This is a genomic window from Pseudomonas sp. GW821-FHT05D12 (genome assembly GCF_059419825.1).
Genome location: NZ_JBWKSN010000005.1, coordinates 417,101 through 439,080, shown reverse-complemented (window position 1 = coordinate 439,080; position 21,980 = coordinate 417,101). Strand labels below are relative to the sequence as shown.

Genomic DNA, 21,980 nt, shown 5'->3' with positions numbered 1-21,980 from the left:
CCTAGACATTTCAGGTGAGGGCGCGCCGTTCCCACGGCGCGCCCGGCGCATCAGACGGCGAAGAGCAGGAATTCCCGCTCCCACGAACTGATCACGCGCTTGAAGTTTTCATGCTCGGCCCGCTTGACCGCGACGTAGCCTGTGATGAATTTTTGACCCAGGTATTTCTCGATGGTCTTGCTGTTTTCCATGCGTTCCAGGGCGTCTTCGATGGTCAACGGCAGGCGCAGGTTGCGGCGCTCGTAACCACGGCCCACCACCGGCGCACTCGGGTTATGGCCTTCGACCATGCCGATGTAGCCACACAGCAGGCTGGCGGCAATCGCCAGGTACGGGTTGGCGTCGGCGCCCGGCAGGCGGTTTTCCACGCGGCGGTTTTGCGGGCCGGCATCCGGCACACGCAGGCCGACGGTGCGGTTTTCTTCGCCCCACTCCACGTTCACCGGCGCCGAGGTGTCCGGCAGGAAGCGACGGAACGAGTTCACGTTGGGAGCGAACAGCGGCAGCAATTCAGGGATGAATTTCTGCAGGCCGCCAATGTGGTTGAGGAACAGCTGGCTCATGGTCCCGTCTTCATTGGAGAAGACGTTCTTGCCGGTGGCGATGTCGATGATGCTCTGGTGCAGGTGCATCGCGCTGCCGGGCTCGCCGGTCATCGGCTTGGCCATGAAGGTGGCGGCCACGTCGTGCTTGAGCGCGGCTTCGCGCATGGTGCGCTTGAACACCAGGATCTGGTCGGCCAGGGACAGCGCATCGCCGTGACGGAAGTTGATTTCCATCTGCGCGGTGCCGTCCTCGTGGATCAGCGTGTCGAGGTCCAGCTCCTGCAGCTCGCACCAGTCGTAGACGTCTTCGAACAAGGGGTCGAATTCGTTCGCCGCTTCTATAGAGAAGGATTGGCGACCGGTTTCCGGGCGACCGGATCGGCCGATCGGCGGTTGCAGCGGGAAGTCCGGGTCTTCGCAACGCTTGGTCAGGTAGAACTCCATCTCCGGCGCCACGATGGGCTGCCAGCCGCGGTCGGCGTAGAGCTTGAGGACTTTCTTGAGCACGTTGCGCGGCGACAGCTCGATCGGGTTGCCTTGCTTGTCGTAGGTATCGTGGATCACCTGGGCGGTGGGCTCGATGGCCCAGGGCACCAGGAACACCGCGTTCTGGTCGGGGCGGCAGATCATGTCGATGTCGGCCGGGTCGAGCAATTCGTAATAGATGTCGTCTTCGACATAGTCGCCGGTCACGGTCTGCAACAGAACGCTCTCGGGCAGGCGCATGCCTTTTTCGGCGATGAACTTGTTGGTCGGCGAGATCTTGCCCCGGGTGATCCCCGTCAGGTCGCCAATCATGCATTCGACTTCTGTGATCTTGTGGTCTTTCAACCAATCGGTGAGCTGGTCGAGGTTGTTACTCATAAATGCCTCTGGGCTGGGTTTCCTGACATCCATTAAAAGGTCAGGCGTTGGTTGACGCAGCATCCGCGTCGTCTCTTCGTTCAGGGTAGGAGCTTACCTGCCATTTGCTGCAGCGTTGCATTCCTCAAGCCAAAGTCGTGCAGAATCATGAGCAGCACCTGGCGCAGGCACCGTTCACAGGCAAATTCGAGGGCAGCAAAGGGGCAAAGAAGAGGTCCGCCCAGGCGTCAAGAATATTGGCCGGGGCGCGGGCGTTCACACAGGATGAATGAACGGATGACAACGCCTGCATGGAGCAGGCCGAGACGCCAAGTGGCGGCAGGAAACACATGAAGCACCCCGGTATTATTGCTGTTATGGGTTTGAATCGAGCTTAGCCTTGTTCATTTTTTTACACAACACCCCCGTAAAAAATACAACACGGCCCGCTCAAGCCTGCGAGTCCCAAGCCCTTCAAACCCAAAAAACCGCCCCAAAAAGCCCCAAAAAAGCCTTCGCGGCGCTTTTTTAGGGCAAAAAAGGCCTCGCTTGACTTCGGCATGCCGTTCGGGTTGACTGAAACCAGAAAAGATCAATGATTGATATTTTTAACAACAAAGGTGTTGCATCATGTCGGTACCCCCGCGTGCCGTTCAGCTTAACGAAGCGAACGCGTTCCTTAAGGATCATCCTGAGGTTCTGTACGTAGACCTTCTAATTGCGGATATGAATGGTGTGGTGCGCGGCAAGCGCATCGAACGCACCAGCCTCCACAAGGTTTACGAGAAGGGCATTAACCTGCCTGCCTCTTTATTTGCCCTGGATATCAACGGCTCTACGGTGGAAAGCACCGGCCTGGGCCTGGACATCGGTGATGCTGACCGAATCTGTTATCCGATCCCCGACACCCTGTGCAATGAACCCTGGCAAAAGCGCCCTACCGCGCAACTGCTGATGACCATGCACGAACTTGAAGGTGAACCTTTCTTCGCCGATCCGCGCGAAGTGCTCCGCCAAGTTGTAAGCAAATTTGACGACCTCGGTCTGACCATCTGTGCCGCCTTCGAACTCGAGTTCTACCTGATCGACCAGGAGAACGTGAACGGCCGCCCACAACCGCCCCGCTCGCCGATTTCCGGCAAACGCCCGCACTCGACACAGGTCTACCTGATCGACGACCTCGACGAATACGTCGACTGCCTCCAGGACATCCTGGAAGGTGCAAAAGAGCAAGGCATCCCGGCCGACGCCATCGTCAAGGAAAGTGCCCCGGCACAGTTCGAAGTGAACCTGCACCACGTGGCCGACCCGATCAAGGCCTGCGACTACGCGGTACTGCTCAAGCGCCTGATCAAGAACATCGCCTACGACCATGAGATGGACACCACCTTCATGGCCAAGCCTTACCCAGGCCAGGCAGGCAACGGTTTGCACGTACACATTTCGATCCTGGACAAGGACGGCAAGAATATCTTTGCCAGCGAGGATCCCGAGCAGAACGCCGCATTGCGTCACGCGATCGGCGGTGTGCTCGAGACCCTGCCCGCCCAAATGGCGTTCCTGTGCCCCAACGTCAACTCCTACCGTCGTTTCGGCGCACAGTTCTACGTGCCGAACTCGCCGTGCTGGGGCCTGGATAACCGCACCGTGGCGATTCGCGTACCGACCGGCTCGTCCGACGCCGTACGTATCGAGCACCGCGTGGCCGGCGCCGACGCCAACCCTTACCTGCTGATGGCTTCGGTCCTGGCAGGCGTGCACCACGGTCTGACCAACAAGATCGAACCCGGCGCACCGGTGGAAGGCAACAGCTACGAGCAGAACGAACAAAGCCTGCCGAACAACCTGCGTGATGCACTGCGTGAGTTGGACGACAGCGAGGTGATGGCCAAGTACATCGATCCTAAATACATCGATATCTTCGTCGCCTGTAAGGAAAGTGAGCTGGAAGAGTTCGAACACTCCATCTCCGACCTTGAGTACAACTGGTACCTGCATACCGTCTGACGGCTGTGGTGAGCAGGCTTGTCCTGCGTTGGGCTGCGAAGCGGTCCTGGAGTGGGCAACTTGGTGTACCTGGTGCATCGGGTTCTGCTTGAAGGGGGCTGCTTCGCAGCCCAACGCAGGGCAAGCCTGCTCGCCACACTGGGTGTGCCTGTCTGCTTGGTCTGCCCTGCCTGCTTGGTGCCTGTTCGCTTGGTATGCCTGTCTGCTTGGTTGCTGCCTGCCTGGATGACTGCATGCCACAACAGGCTCACTTGCCACACCTACACAGTCGCCTCACAGGTATGGATCATCCTTAAGCTCTGCGTACAATGCGCTCTGCCTTGTAGGAGACATCCATGACCACCCGCCCCGCCACCCCTCGCAAACCCCGCGCCCGCAGCCAGGCACGGATCGACGCGATTCTCGATGCCGCCCGCACCCTGCTGGCCGCCGAAGGCGTGGCGAGTCTGTCGATCTACAGCGTGGCCGAGCGTGCGCAGATTCCACCGTCATCGGTGTATCACTTTTTTGCGAGTGTGCCGGCGCTGCTCGAGGCGCTCACGGCAGACGTGCACGCAGCCTTCCGGGCGGCCATCCAGGCGCCCATCGAGCATGAGTCACTCCAGCACTGGCGTGACCTGTCCTGCATCGTCGAGCAACGCATGCTCACCATCTACAGCAACGACGCAGCAGCACGTCAGCTGATCCTCGCCCAGCACGGTTTGACCGAAGTGACCCAGGCGGACCGCCAGCATGATCTGGAGTTGGGGGATTTGATGCTCGAAGTATTCAATCGCCACTTCGAGGTGCCGACACTGCCCACGGACGTGGATGTGTTTGCCCTGGCGCTGGAGCTGAGCGACCGCGTGTACGCACGTTCGGTGCATCAGCATGGGCAGATCACTGCGCGCATGGCCGAGGAAGGCATGCGGGTGTTCGATGCCTATGTGGGCCTTTACCTGCCGCCCTACCTGCCCAAACGATAAGTCTTGCGTTGGCGGGGTCGGCCTTTTCGCAAGCAAACCCGCTCCCGCATTGACCGCATTCCTAGGTTGGAATGCCGTTAAATGTGGGAGCTGGCTTGCCTGCGATAGCGATTTCGAGGGCGCCAATCACAACTTGGCGATCGACACCTCGGTGGATTTCACGAAGGCAATCACTTCGCTGCCGATCACCAGCTCCAGCTCTTTGACCGAGCGCGTGGTGATCACCGAAGTGACGATGCCGGAGGCGGTCTGTACGTCGATTTCCGACAGCACGTCGCCTTCGACGATTTCCTTGATGGTGCCTTTGAATTGGTTACGTACGTTGATGGCTTTAATAGTCATGCGATTTCTCCTGGGGTCGAAATAGCTGCAAGTTGTTAGCTACCAGTTGCAAGTCAAAGCGCTTTGCTTTCCCTTGCAGCGTGAAGCTGAAAGCTTGCCGCTGCTTTATTGCGCCCAACGCAGTTGCGTAGGCAGCGGTGAAACAGGTTCGGGTTCCGGCGGCGTGCCGGGCAACGACAACACACGGTTCAATACTTCGGCTTCCAGCGCGGCCAGGCGATGTGAGCCCCGCACCCGTGGGCGCGGCAGATCCACGATCAGGTCGAGACCAATTTCGCCGTCTTCGATCAGGATCACCCGGTCGGCAATCGCCACGGCTTCGCTGACATCGTGAGTCACCAGCAACACGGTGAAACCGTGCTTTTGCCAGAGGTTCTCGATCAGTTGCTGCATCTCGATACGGGTCAGGGCATCCAGCGCGCCCAGCGGCTCATCCAGCAGCAACAGGCGCGGTTGGTGGATCAGCGCACGGGCCAGGGCCACGCGTTGCTTCTGGCCACCGGACAAGGCCGCTGGCCATTCATTGGCGCGTTCGGCCAGGCCCACCGCTTCCAGGGCTTCCAGCGCCTTGGGACGCCAGTTGCCCTTGAGGCCCAGGCCAACGTTGTCGATGATCTTTTTCCACGGCAGCAGGCGCGCTTCCTGGAACATCAACCGCGTGTCCTCAATTGCCTCGCTCAGCGGCGCGGAGCCGGCCAGCAGCTCGCCGCCGCTGGCTTTGTCCAGGCCGGCAAGCAAGCGCAGCAAAGTACTTTTACCGCAGCCGCTGCGGCCGACCACGGCCACGAACTGGCCGGCCGGAATGTGCAGGTCGATGTCCTTGAGCACTTCCCGCGCACCAAAGGCCTTGCGCAATTTGCGCACCGCCAGCGGGATACCCTTCAACAGGCGTGGAGGTTGTTGAGCGGTCATGCCGCACCTCCTTTATTCACTTGGTAAGCCGGGTGCCAGCGCAGCCACACACGCTCCAGGCCGCGGGCGGCCAGGTCGGCGAGCTTGCCGAGGATGGCGTACATGACGATGGCCAGGACCACCACGTCGGTTTGCAGGAATTCGCGGGCATTCATCGCCAGGTAACCGATGCCGGAGCTGGCCGAGATGGTTTCCGCCACGATCAACGTCAGCCACATAAAGCCCAGTGCGAAACGCACGCCCACCAGGATCGAAGGCAACGCGCCCGGCAGGATCACTTGACGGAACAGGCTGAAGCCGGACAAACCATAGCTGCGCGACATTTCCACCAGCGCCGGATCGACGTTGCGGATGCCGTGGTAGGTGTTCAGGTAGATCGGGAACAGCGTGCCGAGGGCGACCAGGAAAATCTTCGCGGTTTCGTCGATGCCGAACCACAGGATCACCAGCGGGATCAGCGCCAGGTGCGGCACGTTGCGGATCATCTGCACCGAGCTGTCCAGCAGGCGTTCGCCCCACGTCGACAGGCCAGTGATAAAGCCCAGGGCCAGGCCGATACTGCCGCCGATCACGAAGCCCAGGCCGGCGCGCCATCCACTGATGGCCAGGTGCGTCCAGATTTCGCCGCTGCGGACCAGGTTGATCCCGGCCTCGATCACCGCGCTCGGCGCCGGCAGAATGCGCGTCGACAACCAGCCCGCCGACACCGACAACTGCCACACCGCCAGCAAAAGAATCGGTAGCACCCACGGTGCCACGCGATGGCTCAATTTTTCAAAGTTCATGGCGGCGCCTCAACTCTGTGACGCAGCTTTGGGAAGGATGTCGTTGGCGACCATCTCGCCAAACGGGCTGACGTAACCGGCGCTTTTCGGCAGCTCGGGACGTTCGATATCCAGGTGGGGAAACAGCAGTTCCGCGACGCGATACGACTCTTCCAGGTGTGGGTAACCGGAGAAGATAAAGGTGTCGATGCCCAGTGCGGCGTATTCCTTCACGCGTTCCGCCACGGTTGGGCCATCGCCCACCAGCGCGGTGCCTGCACCGCCGCGTACCAGGCCGACGCCAGCCCACAGGTTGGGGCTGACTTCCAGGTTGTCACGGTTGCCGCCATGCAAGGCAGCCATGCGTTGCTGGCCGACGGAATCGAAGCGCGCCAGGGAGGCCTGGGCACGGGCGATGGTGTCGTCGTCCAGGTGGGAGATCAGTTTGTCGGCGGCTTTCCACGCCTCTTCATTGGTTTCACGCACGATCACATGCAGGCGAATACCGAAGCGCACGGTGCGCCCCAGCTTCGCGGCCTTGGCCCGCACCTGCGCGATTTTTTCCGCGACAGCCGCCGGCGGCTCGCCCCAGGTCAGCACCATTTCCACTTGTTCGGCTGCCAGGTCCTGGGCCGCTTCGGAGGAACCGCCGAAGTACAGTGGCGGACGCGGCTGCTGGATCGGCGGGTAGAGCAATTTCGCGCCTTTGACACTGATGTGCTCGCCGTCGTAATCAACGGTTTCGCCTTCCAGCACACGCCGCCAGATCCGCGTGAATTCCACCGAGGCCTGGTAGCGCTCTTCATGGCTCAAGAACAAACCGTCGCCGGCCAACTCTTCCGGATCACCGCCCGTCACCAGGTTGAACAGTGCACGGCCACCGGACAGGCGATCCAGGGTCGCGGCCTGGCGCGCGGCCACCGTCGGGGAAATGATCCCGGGGCGCAGTGCGACAAGGAATTTCAAACGCTGGGTCACCGGAATCAGCGAAGCCGCCACCAGCCACGAATCTTCGCAGGAGCGACCGGTAGGGATCAGCACCCCACCGAACCCGAGGCGGTCCGCCGCCTGGGCCACTTGCTGCAGATAACCGTGATCAACGGCGCGAGCGCCTTCGGCGGTGCCAAGGTAATGGCCGTCGCCGTGGGTAGGCAGGAACCAGAAAATATTGAGGCTCATGGAGTTGTCTCCTGAAGAAGTCGGATTACGGCGCTTTGGCCACAGCGGCAGGTGGCGTCCAGATCACGTCCTTGATGTTCAAGGGTTTGGGGATCAATTTGAGTTGGTAGAAGCTGTCGGCGATTTTCTGTTGGGCCGCCACCACTTCCGGTGTCAGGAAATGCGCACCGTAGCCTTGGCGTTTCACCGAGGTCAGGGTGATGTCAGCCGGCAGGCCGAGCAGCGGCGCCACTTGTTCAGTGACTTCCTGCGGGTTGGCCTTGGACCATTCGCCCACGGCGCGCACTTCTTCAATCAGCGCCTTGACCACTTCAGGGTGTTTTTCGGCGTAGGGCTTGGTCGCCAGGTAGAACTGATGGTTGTCGGCGATGCCGGTACCGTCACGCAGCGTGCGCGCTTGCAGCTGTTTCTCGGCGGCCGCCTGGTAGGGGTCCCAGATCACCCACGCATCGACACTGCCACGCTCGAACGCGGCACGCGCATCGGCGGGCGGCAGGAAGACGGTCTGCACGTCGGTGTATTTGAGGCCGGCATCTTCCAGCGCACGCACCAGCAGGTAGTGCACGTTGGAGCCTTTGTTCAGCACGATTTTCTTGCCCTTGAGCTCGGCCACCGATTTGATCGTCGAATCTTTCGGCACCAGGATCGCTTCACTGGTCGGCGCTGGAGGCTCATAGGCCACATAGACCAGGTCGGCACCGGCCGCCTGGGCGAATACCGGTGGGGTTTCGCCCGTGACGCCAAAGTCGATCGAGCCGACGTTCAGGCCTTCGAGCAATTGCGGGCCGCCGGGAAACTCGGTCCACTGCACCTGCACGCCCTCGGCGGCCAGGCGTTTTTCCAGGGTGCCCTTGGCCTTGAGCAGCACCAGGGTGCCGTATTTCTGGTAACCGATACGCAAGGTTTCGGCAGCCTGGGCTTGAACCATGGCGCCGAAGGACACAGCCGCAGCAAACAGTGCGACCAGACCACGACGCAAGATGACAGTGCGCATGGCGCTCTCTCCAAATAGTGCGATTAGGGGGTTGGCTGCACCTGCTTGGCCGTTGGCGGCTGAGTAAGGTGAGTACTTCTTAATGGCTGGCTGAGGCTCAGATGCTCCAGCGAGCACTCAACAAACGTTCATTCAACACATGGGGGTCAAGCGGTTTCGGGCGACGGGCCATGGCGCCGTACAGCGTCTCCAGGGCCTCGTGCAAACGGTGTTCGAGCACAGGCACCAGTTGCGCCTGGGCACTGCCTTCGCCATAGGCGATCTGGCTGTCTTCGGCAAAGATGCCGTGAAGCAATTCCTGCGCCTTGAGGGCCGACAAAACCGGCTTCAAGGCGTAATCCACCGCCAGCATGTGGGCGATGCTGCCGCCGGTAGCCATCGGCAACACAATCTTGTGAGCCAGGGCGCGTTCGGGCAGCAGATCGAGCACGGTCTTCAGCGCGCCCGAGAACGACGCCTTGTACACCGGCGTGGCGATCACCAGGCCATCGGCGTTAGCCACTTGCTGCAACAGGTCAATGACCTTGGGACTGTCGAAGCGCGCGTGCAGCAAGTCTTCAGCCGGGAAGTCCCGTATCTGGTAACTCACCACTTCCACCCCTTTGTCTTGCAACCACTGACGGGTTTTATCCAGCAAGACCCCGGAGCGGGAACGCTGGCTGGGACTGCCTCCAAGTGTTACGACCAACATGCAGGAATTCCTTGAGCAGGTGTCGGCGGTTCGCTGTGTGACGATGGCGCCAAGATGGAACAGACCTTATCAGCAGATTTATATATCTTTAAATCTTATTTTTTCATGTGTTTATTCTTTAAATGCATATGAGAGCTATCAAATCCCAGGCGAAAAAAAAGGCCGTCGAAACGGCCTGAAAACCCTTGCTATGTGAGTCGTCGGAACTATTGCTATCGCCGGCAAGCCAGCTCCTACAAATGGAATGCGATCACCTGTAGGAACCGGCTCGCCGGCGATGGCGGTGTCAGCCTTAACGATTAGGCTGAGGGGTAAGGCGCAGATACGACTTCACCGCCCGGTAACCCTTCGGAAAGCGCTTCTTGATTTCTTCCTCGTCCTTGAGCGAAGGCACGATCACCACTTCATCACCGTCCTGCCAGTTGGCGGGGGTGGCGACCTTGTGGTTGTCGGTCAGCTGCAACGAGTCGATGACCCGCAGGATTTCGTGGAAGTTGCGGCCGGTGCTGGCCGGGTAGGTGATGGTCAGGCGAATCTTTTTGTTCGGATCGATCACGAACAGGGAGCGCACGGTGAGGGTGTCACTGGCGTTCGGGTGGATCAGGTCATAAAGGTCCGACACCTTGCGATCGGCATCCGCCAGGATCGGGAAGTTGACGATGGTGTTCTGGGTTTCGTTGATGTCTTCGATCCACTTGTGGTGCGAGTCCACCGGGTCTACGGACAGCGCGATGGCCTTGACGCCGCGCTTGGCGAACTCGTCCTTGAGCTTGGCAGTGAAGCCCAGCTCGGTGGTGCACACCGGGGTGAAGTCCGCCGGGTGGGAAAACAACACACCCCAGCTATCGCCCAGCCATTCGTGGAAACGAATCTTGCCGGCGCTGGAATCCTGTTCGAAGTCGGGGGCGATATCGCCCAGTCTTAGGCTCATGGTGTGGCTCCTGGTGAGTGCTTATGGAGCCCACTGTGCATGGATTGACGATTATTTAAAAAGAATAAATATCGATTTATCTAGACGATAAAGGAATATTAAAAATCTGTTCATTGGACGCCGCAACGGGCGAGGAGCAACATCCGCTTCAAGGTTCGAGAAGGCCTTGAGACGCTGTAAAAAGAGGGGTTCAGGAAGGGCCTGCGGGGGTTTGGCCCGACTTGAAACGCAAGACACCTTGCCCGGCGTAGCGCCGGGCAAGGTTTACAGTCTTACTACAGCTTCACGCTACTAGAACAGTGGCAGCGAGTAGCTGACGATCAGGCGGTTTTCGTCCTGGGAGCGGGTGTTCGCCAGGTCGGTACGCCACATAGCGTTTTTCCAGGCGAAGCCGAGGTTTTTCAACGGGCCTTCTGGAATCACGTAGGCAACGGTGATGTCGCGTTCCCACTCGGACTGGCCGGTGGTTTCAGCGCGACCGGCGTTGTTGGCGATGGTGTCGATGTCGCTGCCTTTGAGGTACACAACACCGGCCGTCAGGCCCGGTACGCCAACCTTGGCGAAGTCGTAGGCGTAACGTGCCTGCCAGGTACGCTCGCCGGCACGGGCGAACTTCTGGATCTGCATGTCAGTAGTGATGTAAGCCGACGAACCGTCACCCTGGTTCAGCCAAGGGAAGTCGCTGCTGCCATTGCTGACCTGGTAACCACCACCGAAGGTGTGACCGCCAACGGTGTACAGGAACAAGCCGCTGTACAGGTTGTTGTCGACCTTGCCTTTACCGGCGTTGAAATTGTTGTAGTTACCGCTGGAGAAGTAGGCAGCGGTGTCACCGTTCTTACCGTCGTCAGAGCTGTTGAAATAACGCAGGTCAGACTTCAATACGCCCGGACCGATAGCCCAGTTGTGGGTCAGACCCAGGAAGTGCTGCTTGTAGAAGTCTTCCAGGTTGCCGTAGTAGTACTGGGCAGTCAGGTCTTTGGTGATCTTGTAATCGCCACCGGCGTAGTAGAACTTGTTGCTGAATTTGCCAGCATTGTAGTTGGAGCCGCCGTTGGCACCGGCAATCGACAGGTTCTCGTTGTTGCTGGAGTTACGACCCTTGGCCTTTTCGACCTGACCGGCAACCAGCGTCAAGTCCTTGATGTCATTGGTGGTGATCTGGCCACCTTGGAAGGTTTGCGGCAGCAGACGACCGTCGTTGGTCACGATCACTGGCAGCTTAGGCTGCAGGGTGCCCAGCTTCAGTTCGGTTTGGGAGATCTTGACCTTACCGGTTACGCCCAGGCTCGCGAAATCGTTGACCGCGCGATTGCCGTCGCTCGGGAACACGGTACCGCCGGACGAAGTACCGGCAATGTTACCGCTGGTGCCACGGCCGGAATCGAGACGCACGCCGTACAGGCCGATTGCGTCAACGCCGAACTGAACGGTGCCTTGGGTATAGCCCGAAATGAAGCGCAGATCGAAGCCTTGGCCCCACTCTTCGTTCTTGGACGGTTTTGCAGCGCCATCACGGTTATCGGTGTTGATGTAGAAGTTACGCAGCCCCAGTGTTGCCTTGCTATCTTCGATGAAACCGGCGGAGTTTGCCTGTTGGGCAATCGCAGCTACAGCCACGGCCAACGCCAATGTTGACTTCTTCATGTACCGCTCCTCTCATTTCTAATTTTTGTATTTCTTTGGTCTCGGGTCTGACGCCCTCGATCCACAGATGCGCGATTAGCGCCAGATAGTGACTACCAAGTCAATCGTAACCTTGTGTGTCTACTACCTTCGTCTAATCGCAGTTAATTTGGTCCCTGCAGGGTAATGAGTTTTTCATACACCCAAAAATAATTGTTTCATTCTTTTTCATACGATTCGGGAATAAGACTTTCCATGGCGCGAACAGGTCAGCATAGACGAGCCGCTCCATAAGCTAATTCCCAAAGGGTATTTGTTAGCGCTTTTTTAGATCGATTAGTGTGGCCGTACCGTTTCATACGTCACCCACGATCAAAAAGGCGACGCCATCATGGCCAAAGGCACATCCTCCCGTCAATTTGTTACAGTTTTTGTGTCACTAATACTTTCTTTTGGTGTCAAAGCCGCCGATTTAACCGTCGGCTACCAAACGGGTATCGATCCCAGCAAAGTCCCACAGGCCGATGGCCTCTATGAAAAGGCCATTGGCGAGAAAATTGCCTGGCGCCGATTCAACAGCGGGCCGGAAGTCGTCACCGCGATCGCCTCGGGTGATGTGCAAATCGGCAACCTCGGTTCCAGCCCCCTCGCCGCAGCTGCATCGCGCAATCTACCGATCGTCGCGTTCATCGTATCGGCGCAGATCAATACTTCTGAAGCATTGGTGGTGCGCAACGGCAGCGGCATCGACAAACCCGAAGACCTGGTCGGCAAGACCATCGCCACGCCCTTTGTCTCCACCTCTCATTACAGCCTGCTCGGTGCATTGAAGCATTGGGGGCTGGACACCCGGAAAGTCAAAGTGGTGAACCTGCAACCCGCCGAAATTGCCGCCGCGTGGAAACGGGGTGATATCGACGGCGCTTTTGTCTGGTCACCTGCGCTCGGAGAGATCCGCAAGACCGGCAAGACCCTGACAGACGCGGCCCAGGTGGGTCAGTGGGGCGCACCGACGTTTGAGGTGTGGGTAGCACGCAAGGATTTTGCGCAAAAACATCCTGACGTAGTGGCCAGGTTTGCCAAGGTCACGCTGGACTCTTTCGCCGACTACGCGGCCCATAAAGATGCCTGGACAGTGGACTCCGAGCCGGTACAGAAAATCGCCAAACTGACAGGTTCAAACGCCGCCGACATTCCAGAGCTGTTGGCCGGTACCACCTTCCCGGACGCCAAGGCGCAGCAGACCGACGCACTGCTCAAAGGCGGCACGGCGAAGGCGATTGGGGAGACAGCGAAGTTCCTGAAGGAACAAGGCAAGGTCGAGACAGTGTTGCCGGACTATTCGGCCTTTGTGACCGACCAATTCATCAAGCCCTGACCCTGTAGGAGCCGGCTTGCCGGCTCCTACAGAATGGGGGTTACAGCGCTTTTTCGAAGATCTTCGAATTACGCTGGTAGTTGTACAGCGACGCCCGTGCCGACGGCAGGCGATCAACACTGCTCGGCACAAAGCCCCGCTCGCGGAACCAGTGGGCAGTGCGCGTGGTAAGCACGAACAAGGTCTTCAAACCCTGGGCCCGCGCACGAGTTTCGATGCGTTCGAGCAGCTCATCACCGCGCCCGCCGTGGCGGTATTCCGGATTCACCGCCAGGCACGCCAGCTCACCTGCGTCCGAATCCGCGATCTGATACAGCGCCGCACAGGCGATGATCATGCCTTCGCGCTCGACCACACTGAATTGCTCGATCTCACGCTCCAGCACTTCGCGTGAACGACGCACCAGGATGCCCTGCTCTTCCAGCGGGCTGATCAGGTCCAGCAAGCCACCGACGTCTTCAATCGCCGCCTCGCGAACCAGCTCGAATTGTTCCTGGGCCACCAGCGTACCGCCGCCGTCCCGGGTGAACAGTTCGGTGAGCAGCGCGCCGTCTTCGGCGTAACTGACGATATGGCTGCGCCCGACGCCGCCACGGCAAGCCTCGGCGGCGGCATCCAACAGCTCGGCCTGGTAGTTGCTGCCCAGGCGTTGCAGGTGCGCTGGCACTTGCTGCGGACGCAGCTCGCGGACCAGGCGACCATTTTCATCGATCAGGCCGAGGTCGGCGCCGAACAGCAACAGCTTGTCGGCCCCCAGGTCGATGGCGGCGCGAGTGGCGACGTCTTCGCAGGCCAGGTTGAAAATCTCACCCGTCGGCGAATAGCCCAGCGGCGACAGCAACACGATGGAGCGCTCGTCCAGCAGGCGATTGATGCCCTTGCGGTCGACGCGGCGCACTTCGCCGGTGTGGTGGTAATCCACGCCTTCGAGCACGCCGATAGGTCGTGCGGTCACCAGGTTGCCGCTGGCCACCCGCAGGCGCGAGCCCTGCATCGGCGACGAGGCCATGTCCATGGAAAGGCGCGCTTCGATGGCGATGCGCAGGTGGCCGACCGCGTCGATCACACACTCCAGGGTTGCGGCATCGGTGATGCGCAGGCCTTCGTGGTAAGCCGGGGTCAGGCCGCGCGCCTCAAGGCGCGCTTCGATCTGTGGGCGCGAACCGTGCACCAGCACCAGCCGCACGCCGAGGCTGTGCAGCAGCACCAGGTCGTGGACGATATTACCGAAGTTCGGATGTTCCACACCGTCGCCAGGCAGCATGACCACGAAGGTGCAGTCCCGGTGAGCATTGATGTAGGGCGAAGCGTGACGAAGCCAATTGACGTATTCGGGCATAAAACCTGGGCCTGTAATAAAAAGCAGCCGAAAAAGGATGAATCGTGAAAACGCACAGCGGGCTGATGGTTATCGTCGGAACAGGCTTGGCGACACGCTCGCTCTCCTTCTATGTACGAACAGGCAAGGGTTAATTTATGCAGGTTTCAGGCAGTAATGTTCGATCAATTCACGCAATAGACGCACTGTAGGCGTCAAGCGTGACATTTCGAGGTACTCGCCCGGCTGGTGGGCGCAGGCGATATCGCCAGGGCCGAGCACCAGGGTTTCACAACCAAGGCGCTGAAGATAAGGCGCTTCCGTGCCGAACGCTACTGCTTCGGCACGATGACCGGTCAATCGTTCCGCAACCCGCACCAACTCGGCGTCTTCGGCTTGCTCGAACGGCGGCACTTCGGGGAACAACGGCGCGTAGTCGATCTTGACCTTGTGGCGCTCGGCCAAGGGTTCGAGCTTCTGCCGGATCGCGGCGCGCAGCACCTGCGGGTCCATGCCGGGCAATGGCCGCAGGTCGAATTCCAGGGAGCACTGGCCGCAGATACGGTTGGGGTTGTCGCCGCCATGAATGCAGCCGAAGTTCATGGTCGGCTGCGGTACGCTGAATTGCGGGTTGCGGTACTCGCGCTGCCAGGCCAGGCGCAGGCCGCGCAGTTCGCCGATGGCGTCATGCATGGCCTCCAGGGCACTGTGGCCCAGGCTCGGATCCGACGAATGGCCGCTCTGGCCGAGGATGTCGATGCGTTCCATCATCACGCCTTTGTGCAGGCGGATCGGCTTGAGGCCGGTAGGCTCGCCGATCACCGCCGCACGGCCCAACGGGCGACCTGCCTCGGCCAGCGCGCGGGCGCCGGACATGGAGCTTTCTTCATCACAGGTGGCCAGGATCAGCAACGGCTGCTTGAACGGCTGATCGAGCAACGGCAACACGGCCTCAATCGCCAGCGCGAAAAAACCCTTCATGTCGCAGCTGCCCAGTCCTACCCAGCGGCCGTCGACTTCCGTCAGCTTGAGCGGATCGGTCTTCCACAACGCAGCGTCATACGGAACGGTATCGCTATGGCCGGCCAGCACCAGGCCGCCGGGGCCACTGCCGAAGCTGGCGAGCAGGTTGAATTTGCCGGGGCTGACCTGCTGGATGTCGATGGCGAAACCCAGGTCGCCCAACCAACCGGCGAGCAAATCGATGACCGGTCGGTTGGTCTGGTCGAGAGACGCTTGGGTACAACTGACCGAAGGCGCGGCAATCAGCGCGGCGAACTGCTCTTTCATGGACGGTAATGGCATGCGCGGCCTCTCAACTTCCCGGATGAGCCCCACTATAGAGCCATCTGCACGACACAATAAACCGTTGCGGCGCGTTGCCGGGCTCAGTCCTGTACACTGCACGGCCTTGGCAGCCACTCTTTTCCCCGGCTGCGCTCCCGATCCTGGATTTTCCGGCCATGCAGAAAGAAACCGAAATCAAGCTCCGCGTCAGCCGCGAAACACTCGCCGCGCTGCGTGAGCACCCGCTACTGAAAAAACGCAACAAAAGTGGCTGGGAACGCCGTGAGTTGATGAACCAGTACTTCGACACCCCCGAACGCGACCTGGCCCAGGCCAAGGTCGCGCTGCGCCTGCGCAAGGACGGTGACGACGTGATCCAGACCCTCAAGACCCGTGGCCAGAGCGTCGCCGGTTTGTCGGAACGTAACGAGTACAACTGGGAATTGCCCAAAGCCAAGCTCGACGTGAAGAAACTCGACGGCGACTGCTGGCCCGAGCAACTGGCCGAGCTGGATAAAAAGACCCTCAAGCCAATCTTCACCACTGACTTCGTGCGTGAGCGCGCCGAAATCGCCTGGGGCCGAGGCAAGGCCAAAGTCGTGATCGAAGCGGCCCTGGACCTCGGCCACGTGGTGGTCGGCAAGCAGAAAGAAGAAATCTGCGAGCTGGAACTGGAACTGCGCGAAGGCGAACCGGCGGCCCTGCTGGAACTGGCCGCCGAGTTGGCCGCCACCCTCGCACTGATGCCGTGCGACATCAGCAAGGCCGAGCGCGGCTACCGCCTGTACGACGCCAGCAGCTACTCCCTGAGCCTGCCAGCGCCGCAGTTGCACGCCGAAATGCCGTTGGATGACGCATTCGCCGCGATCATGTGGCACCTGTTGGGCAGCAGCCAGCGCCTGGCCGAGCAATACCGTTTCAATGGTCACTGGCGCCTGTTGCAGGACTGGGTCGACAACCTCGGCGAATTGCGTGCGCTGATCGGCAGCCTCGGCCAGGCCGCACCGCGTCAATCCACCAGCGAACTGCGCAGCGCACTGGATGCCCTGCTGGAAGACTGGCGCCCGCTGGTGCAGGCCGGTGACGACGATGAAGACATTCGCAAAGCCGCGCCGGAGCAGTTCATCGAAGAATTGGACGACGTGCGCTGGGGCCTGTTCTCACTGAACGCTTCGCGCTGGCTGCTGGCGCGTGCCTGGACGGCCGATCGCAATGTGCGTGGCAACCGCCAGGGCGCCGCGCAAATCACCAACTGGCTGCCGCGCCTGCTCGCCGACGATGCCGTCGCCCTGCAACTGCCGCGCTACCAGCAGCAACCGGAAGACCTCGCCGAGCAACTGCCGCGTATCGAACGCATCCAGGCCTGGCTGCATCATGCCCGCCAGGTGGTGGACATTCCGGAACTGGACCGTCTGTACGGTGAGCTGAACAAGCTGGTGCAACTGGCCAACCAGCCGATCACCGATGAATCGCTGGATGCGCGCATGCACCAGGCGATTGCGGTGTATCAGAACCGCGCGTGGAAGACCCTGCTGCGTCTGTAAGCGCTATCGCCAGCAAGCCGGCGCCTGCATTGGCATGCATTCCCTTGCGGGAGCCGGGCTTGGCCGCGATGCGGCCGGCTCGGTCAGCGCAGGACCGGCAGGCTGGTGGTCGACTTGATCTCGGATAACGCGACAATCGAGTTGACCTCCTGGATCCCCGGCACCATCGACAGTTTTTCGAAGAAAAACCGCTCGTACGCCTCAATATCCGCCGTCACGATGCGCAACAGAAAATCCACCGCCCCCATCAGCACATAGCACTCCAGCACTTCCGGAAACCCGCGAATCGCCTCGGTGAACTCCGTGAAGTTGGACCGCCCGTGGGCGTTGAGTTTGATCTCGGCGAAAATCTGCGTGTTGAGGCCGATCTTCTTGCGATCCAGCAGGGTGACCTGGCCACGGATCACGCCCTCCTCCTTGAGCCGCTGGATACGCCGCCAGCACGGCGACTGGGACAGGCCGACCTGCTCGGCGATCTGCGCGCTGGAAAGCGAGGCATCCTCTTGCAGCAGGGCCAGGATACGGCGGTCGTAGGCGTCCAATTCGCTATGCATAAAAATACCTGTTCTGATGCTTATCTTGAATTGATTGAGTTTATTAATCGTCAATTGCGCCCATCTTAGATAAGAAATCTCCGGTGACGAATGTAAAAATTTCTCCAGTCGAATCTGGAGAGTCAGCATGCACGCCGTCGAAACCACCCACCCTGCCACCCGCGTCGATGCATGGGCCGTCAGCAGCGCCCATTGCCAGGCGCATTATCAGATCGTTGCCGAGGCTGAACCCGATGTGGTGTGCCGGGTACTCAACTATTTCGCCCTGCAGTTCCTCACCCCCGCGCAGGTGTCGGTGAACCGCGAGGCAGACCTGCTGTACATCGAAATCGTCATGGATGGCCTGAGCTGGCACCGCGCCCAAGTGATCGGTGAAAAGATTCGAAACCTGATCAGCGTGTGCTCGCTGCACGTGGACCAAGCCGACTGCGTAGGGGCTCAGGCGCTGGTGGCAGCGATTCGGTAAAAGGCTGCAATACACGCGGGGAGGAAGATATCCAGGCGCTGGCTAGCGTGTAGCTTACATCCGCTGCCAGCCAGGAAACCCGCATGCCCCTTGACCGTCGATTGGAACTGCATCAACTGCTGCCGGCATTGGTCGACGATGGGCTGGTCACACCCGAGGTGGCGCAACGGTTGTCGACCCTGCCGGCCAGTCACAGCCGGCATCCACTGGAATGTATCGCTGCCGAAGGCCCCTGCCTGGAAACCCTGACCCAGTGGCTGGCCGAGCATGTCGGGCAAGCGTATCTGCGCATCGACCCGCTGAAGATCGACGTGGCGACGATTGTGCCGCTGATGTCCTACGCCTTCGCCCAACGCCACGCCATCCTGGCGGTCGCGGTGGATGCGCAGACCGTCACGGTCGCCAGCGCCCAGCCCTATATCACCAGCTGGGAAGCCGGACTTGCCCAAGTGCTCAAGCGCTCGATCCAGCGCAGGGTGGCCAACCCGCAAGAGATCCAACGCTGCATCGGCGAGTTTTATCGGTTGGCGAAGTCCGTCAGTGGCGCAGAGCAAAAGGTCGCGACGCCCGGCACTGCAGACCTGCTCAACCTCGGTGCCAGTGACCAGGAGGCAGATGCCAATGACGCGCATATCGTCAATATCGTCGACTGGCTGTTGCAGTACGCATTCGGCCAACGGGCCAGTGATATCCATGTCGAACCGTGCCGCGACCAGGGCCGGGTGCGCTTTCGCATCGACGGGCTGTTGCACGACGTTTATCAGTTTGCGCCCCAGGTCACGATGGCGGTGGTCAGCCGCTTGAAAAGCCTGGGCCGCATGAACGTCGCGGACAAACGCAAACCCCAGGACGGTCGGATCAAGACCAAGAGCCCGACAGGTGCGGAAGTTGAGCTGCGCCTCTCGACCTTGCCCACCGCGTTTGGCGAGAAACTGGTGATGCGGATTTTCGACCCGCAGGTGCTGCTCAGGGATTTTGACCAATTGGGCCTTTCCAGCGACGACCAGCAACGCTGGCAGGCCATGACCCGCCAGGCCAATGGCATCATCCTGGTGACCGGGCCGACTGGCTCAGGCAAAACCAGCACCCTTTACACCACGCTCAAGCAACTGGCGACCCGCGAGGTCAACCTGTGCACCGTGGAAGACCCGATAGAGATGGTTGAGCCTTCGTTCAACCAGATGCAGGTGCAGCACAGCATCGGCCTGACCTTCGCCAGCGGCATCCGCGCCCTGCTGCGCCAGGACCCGGACATCATCATGATCGGCGAGATTCGCGACCAGGAAACCGCAGAAATGGCGATCCAGGCTGCGCTGACCGGACATCTCGTGCTGTCGACTTTGCATACCAACGATGCACCGGGTGCCATCAGCCGCCTGCAGGAACTGGGAATTGCTCATTATTTGATCAAGGCTACGCTACTGGGAGTCATGGCACAGCGCCTGGTGCGCCTGTTATGCCCTCACTGCAAGCGCGCCATGGATGACACCCACGAGGCCAGCGGTTGCGTGGAGTGCCGACACAGCGGCTACCGCGGCCGTGCCGGGGTCTACGAGGTGATGGTCATGACTGAACACCTCAAGGCCCTGATCACGCCCGGTGCCGATGTGCACGCCCTGCGTCAGGCGGCCATTGCCCAGGGCATGTGCAGCTTGCGCATGGCCGGCATGCACAAGGTAAAGGCGGGGCTCACCTCGCTAGCGGAGGTATTACGGGTAACGCCTGGGGATTCGGTAACAAATCCTTTGCTGGTTGCGCGGTGAAAGCGTCTTTATCGGTGACAACCCCGTTACAATCGGCCGACTGTCGTTTTACTGACATTCTTAGATAAGGAATCGCTATGCAGATCGGAACCGTACTGCTTCTTTTCGTGGGGTTGGCCGTCGCCATCCTCTTCATGGGTTTCAAGGTAGTGCCCCAAGGCTACCAGTGGACGGTCGAGCGCTTTGGCCGCTACACCAACACCCTCAAGCCCGGCCTGAACATCATCATCCCGGTCATGGACCGCATCGGTCGCAAGATCAACGTGATGGAAAGCGTGCTGGATATCCCGCCGCAGGAAGTGATCACCGCCGACAACGCCACCGTGCAGATCGACGCCGTGTGCTTCTTCCAGGTCGTCAATACCGCCCAGGCCGCCTACGAGGTCAACAACCTCGAGCACGCCATCCGCAACCTGCTGCAAACCAATATCCGTACGGTGCTCGGCTCGATGGAGCTGGATGCGATGCTCAGCCAGCGTGACGGCATCAACGAAAAACTGCTGAAAACCGTGGATGAAGCCACCGCCCCCTGGGGTATCAAGATCACCCGTATCGAGATCAAGGACATCAGCCCGCCCGCCGACCTGATGGCTGCCATGTCCGGCCAGATGAAAGCCGAGCGGATCAAGCGTGCACAAATCCTCGAGGCCGAAGGCCTGCGCGCATCGGCGATCCTGACCGCCGAAGGCAAGAAGCAAGCGCAGATCCTCGAAGCCGAAGGTAGCCGTCAGGCGGCCTTCCTTGAGTCCGAGGCCCGCGAGCGCCAGGCCGAAGCCGAAGCGCGCGCCACCCAGGTGGTGTCGGAGGCGATCGCATCGGGCAACGTGCAGGCGGTCAACTACTTCGTCGCGCAAAAATACATCGACGCCTTGGGCAAGCTGGCTTCGGCCAACAACAGCAAGGTCATTCTGATGCCGCTGGAAGCCAGCCAAGTAATCGGCGCGGTCGGCGGTATCGGTGAGATCGTCAAGGCAACGTTCGACAGCAAGAAAGGCTGAGGCCATCGCCATGTGGGATTTCCTGCTGAATTTGTCATTCTGGGATTGGCTGGCACTCGGCACCGTGCTGTTGATACTCGAGGTGTTCGGCGCTGGTGGCTACCTGCTGTGGATGGGCATCGCAGCAGCCGCAGTTGGCGTGATCAAGTTCCTGGTCCCGCCCTTGGGACTGGAATGGCAGTTGCTGCTGTTCGCCGTATTGTCGATTCTCACGGCGGTGTACTGGTGGAAACGCCAGCGCAGCAGCGCCAAGGTCAGTGACCAACCGGGGCTGAACGAGCGTGGTTCCGAGCTGGTCGGGCGCACCTTTGTGGTGCATCAGGCAATTGTCGAGGGTCGCGGCAAGGTAAAAGTCGGCGATGGCGTGTGGATGGTCACCGGTCCCGACAGCCCTGTAGGCGCTCACGTACGGGTAATTGGGCGGGAAGGTGCAGTATTGAAGGTTGAAACTGTTTAGTCAGTGATGGAACTCGGCTGGGCTTACTACAATCATAAAGTACAGATAACCCACCCGGAGTCACCCATCATGCGTCTCAAATATGCTGTCGCAACCCTTGCTGTGCTTTCCCTCCCTGTCGGTTCAGCCATGGCCGACAGCTTCTGGCGCAATGTCATCTCGTCGGGCGCCACCACCGGCTCGACGTACCTGACTTTCAAGGACCACAAGCTGGTGGTCGCCGCACAAGACGACGCCGGCAGCTTTGTTGCCAGCGACGGCGGCATCCGTGGCCCTTACCTGGAAGCTGCGATGCAGAAAGTCCGCGCCGATAACCCTGGCCTGCAGGCCACGGACATGGAGCTGGCCAACGCCATCCTCGCGAAAAACGCTGTCACCGAGTGATTTTCACTCCCTGAAGAATGCCGCTGATAAAG

Annotated in this window: 21 protein-coding genes; 9 read left to right on the top strand and 12 right to left on the bottom strand. The window is 60.2% G+C overall.

Annotation, left to right across the window (positions count from 1 at the left end; translation table 11 throughout):
• Window positions 1-50: 50 nt before the first annotated feature.
• On the bottom strand, window positions 51-1,409 hold the full coding sequence (locus tag AC07SI_RS12335) for a glutamine synthetase family protein (RefSeq protein WP_065902296.1): 1,359 nt from the start codon (window positions 1,407-1,409) through the stop codon (window positions 51-53).
• Between the two features lie 609 nt (window positions 1,410-2,018).
• On the opposite strand from AC07SI_RS12335, the gene AC07SI_RS12330 reads away from it, so the two are divergent.
• Window positions 2,019-3,395, top strand: a complete 1,377-nt coding sequence (locus AC07SI_RS12330) for a glutamine synthetase family protein (protein WP_003213894.1) — start codon at window positions 2,019-2,021, stop codon at window positions 3,393-3,395.
• A gap of 335 nt (window positions 3,396-3,730) precedes the next feature.
• Window positions 3,731-4,360, top strand: a complete 630-nt coding sequence (locus AC07SI_RS12325; protein ID WP_120450410.1) for a TetR/AcrR family transcriptional regulator — start codon at window positions 3,731-3,733, stop codon at window positions 4,358-4,360.
• Between the two features lie 126 nt (window positions 4,361-4,486).
• Here AC07SI_RS12325 and AC07SI_RS12320 read toward each other — a convergent pair whose 3' ends face one another.
• The 8 genes from AC07SI_RS12320 to AC07SI_RS12285 all read right to left on the bottom strand — a co-directional run bounded on the left by AC07SI_RS12320 (window position 4,487) and on the right by AC07SI_RS12285 (window position 11,820).
• Entirely contained in the window at window positions 4,487-4,702 is a 216-nt protein-coding gene (locus AC07SI_RS12320) for a TOBE domain-containing protein (RefSeq protein WP_003213899.1), read from the bottom strand.
• A 105-nt stretch (window positions 4,703-4,807) separates the two neighbouring features.
• A complete protein-coding gene (gene ssuB, locus AC07SI_RS12315) occupies window positions 4,808-5,614 on the bottom strand; it encodes an aliphatic sulfonates ABC transporter ATP-binding protein (RefSeq protein ID WP_065902300.1) in 807 nt (268 codons plus the stop codon).
• Entirely contained in the window at window positions 5,611-6,399 is a 789-nt protein-coding gene (ssuC, locus tag AC07SI_RS12310) for an aliphatic sulfonate ABC transporter permease SsuC (RefSeq protein ID WP_065902302.1), read from the bottom strand. Before ssuC ends, ssuB begins: the two co-directional genes overlap by 4 nt.
• A 9-nt stretch (window positions 6,400-6,408) precedes the next feature.
• Window positions 6,409-7,557 carry an FMNH2-dependent alkanesulfonate monooxygenase gene (gene ssuD, locus AC07SI_RS12305; protein WP_065902304.1) on the bottom strand — a complete coding sequence of 383 codons (1,149 nt, stop codon included), beginning with the start codon at window positions 7,555-7,557 and terminating at the stop codon, window positions 6,409-6,411.
• A 25-nt stretch (window positions 7,558-7,582) separates the two neighbouring features.
• Window positions 7,583-8,551, bottom strand: a complete 969-nt coding sequence (locus AC07SI_RS12300; protein ID WP_120450412.1) for a sulfonate ABC transporter substrate-binding protein — start codon at window positions 8,549-8,551, stop codon at window positions 7,583-7,585.
• Between the two features lie 97 nt (window positions 8,552-8,648).
• Window positions 8,649-9,242, bottom strand: a complete 594-nt coding sequence (gene ssuE / locus AC07SI_RS12295; RefSeq protein WP_015886424.1) for an NADPH-dependent FMN reductase — start codon at window positions 9,240-9,242, stop codon at window positions 8,649-8,651.
• A gap of 292 nt (window positions 9,243-9,534) precedes the next feature.
• Window positions 9,535-10,173 (bottom strand): peroxiredoxin, encoded by a 639-nt coding sequence (locus AC07SI_RS12290; RefSeq protein ID WP_495005796.1) that lies wholly within the window; start codon window positions 10,171-10,173, stop codon window positions 9,535-9,537.
• 291 nt (window positions 10,174-10,464) lie between these two features.
• Window positions 10,465-11,820, bottom strand: coding sequence for an OprD family porin (locus AC07SI_RS12285; protein WP_495005795.1), 1,356 nt, complete (start codon window positions 11,818-11,820; stop codon window positions 10,465-10,467).
• A 370-nt stretch (window positions 11,821-12,190) separates the two neighbouring features.
• On the opposite strand from AC07SI_RS12285, the gene tauA reads away from it, so the two are divergent.
• Window positions 12,191-13,177, top strand: coding sequence for a taurine ABC transporter substrate-binding protein (gene tauA / locus AC07SI_RS12280; RefSeq protein WP_065902310.1), 987 nt, complete (start codon window positions 12,191-12,193; stop codon window positions 13,175-13,177).
• Window positions 13,178-13,217: 40 nt separating this feature from the next.
• Here the strand turns inward: tauA and argA are convergent, their stop codons facing one another.
• Together argA and argE are read right to left on the bottom strand one after the other, a co-directional pair.
• On the bottom strand, window positions 13,218-14,516 hold the full coding sequence (argA, locus tag AC07SI_RS12275; protein WP_065902312.1) for an amino-acid N-acetyltransferase: 1,299 nt from the start codon (window positions 14,514-14,516) through the stop codon (window positions 13,218-13,220).
• Between the two features lie 135 nt (window positions 14,517-14,651).
• On the bottom strand, window positions 14,652-15,800 hold the full coding sequence (gene argE, locus AC07SI_RS12270; protein ID WP_065902314.1) for an acetylornithine deacetylase: 1,149 nt from the start codon (window positions 15,798-15,800) through the stop codon (window positions 14,652-14,654).
• Window positions 15,801-15,958: 158 nt separating this feature from the next.
• On the opposite strand from argE, the gene AC07SI_RS12265 reads away from it, so the two are divergent.
• Window positions 15,959-17,326: a CYTH domain-containing protein gene (locus tag AC07SI_RS12265; protein WP_065902316.1), complete on the top strand. Its 1,368-nt coding sequence runs from the start codon at window positions 15,959-15,961 to the stop codon at window positions 17,324-17,326.
• Window positions 17,327-17,409: 83 nt separating this feature from the next.
• On the opposite strand, the gene AC07SI_RS12260 is transcribed toward AC07SI_RS12265, so the two are convergent.
• Window positions 17,410-17,880, bottom strand: a complete 471-nt coding sequence (locus AC07SI_RS12260; RefSeq protein WP_065902318.1) for an Lrp/AsnC family transcriptional regulator — start codon at window positions 17,878-17,880, stop codon at window positions 17,410-17,412.
• A 127-nt stretch (window positions 17,881-18,007) separates the two neighbouring features.
• Here AC07SI_RS12260 and AC07SI_RS12255 point away from each other — a divergent pair, with 127 nt between their 5' ends.
• The 5 genes from AC07SI_RS12255 (at window position 18,008) to AC07SI_RS12235 (ending at window position 21,948) form a co-directional block, all read left to right on the top strand.
• Window positions 18,008-18,346, top strand: a complete 339-nt coding sequence (locus AC07SI_RS12255; RefSeq protein ID WP_495005794.1) for an ACT-like domain-containing protein — start codon at window positions 18,008-18,010, stop codon at window positions 18,344-18,346.
• 83 nt (window positions 18,347-18,429) lie between these two features.
• Window positions 18,430-20,109 carry a GspE/PulE family protein gene (locus AC07SI_RS12250; RefSeq protein ID WP_495005793.1) on the top strand — a complete coding sequence of 560 codons (1,680 nt, stop codon included), beginning with the start codon at window positions 18,430-18,432 and terminating at the stop codon, window positions 20,107-20,109.
• A 77-nt stretch (window positions 20,110-20,186) separates the two neighbouring features.
• Window positions 20,187-21,107 carry an SPFH domain-containing protein gene (locus AC07SI_RS12245; RefSeq protein ID WP_065902324.1) on the top strand — a complete coding sequence of 307 codons (921 nt, stop codon included), beginning with the start codon at window positions 20,187-20,189 and terminating at the stop codon, window positions 21,105-21,107.
• Between the two features lie 10 nt (window positions 21,108-21,117).
• Window positions 21,118-21,564, top strand: a complete 447-nt coding sequence (locus tag AC07SI_RS12240; RefSeq protein WP_065902326.1) for an NfeD family protein — start codon at window positions 21,118-21,120, stop codon at window positions 21,562-21,564.
• A gap of 69 nt (window positions 21,565-21,633) precedes the next feature.
• Window positions 21,634-21,948 carry a DUF2388 domain-containing protein gene (locus AC07SI_RS12235; RefSeq protein WP_003176799.1) on the top strand — a complete coding sequence of 105 codons (315 nt, stop codon included), beginning with the start codon at window positions 21,634-21,636 and terminating at the stop codon, window positions 21,946-21,948.
• Window positions 21,949-21,980 lie beyond the last annotated feature (32 nt).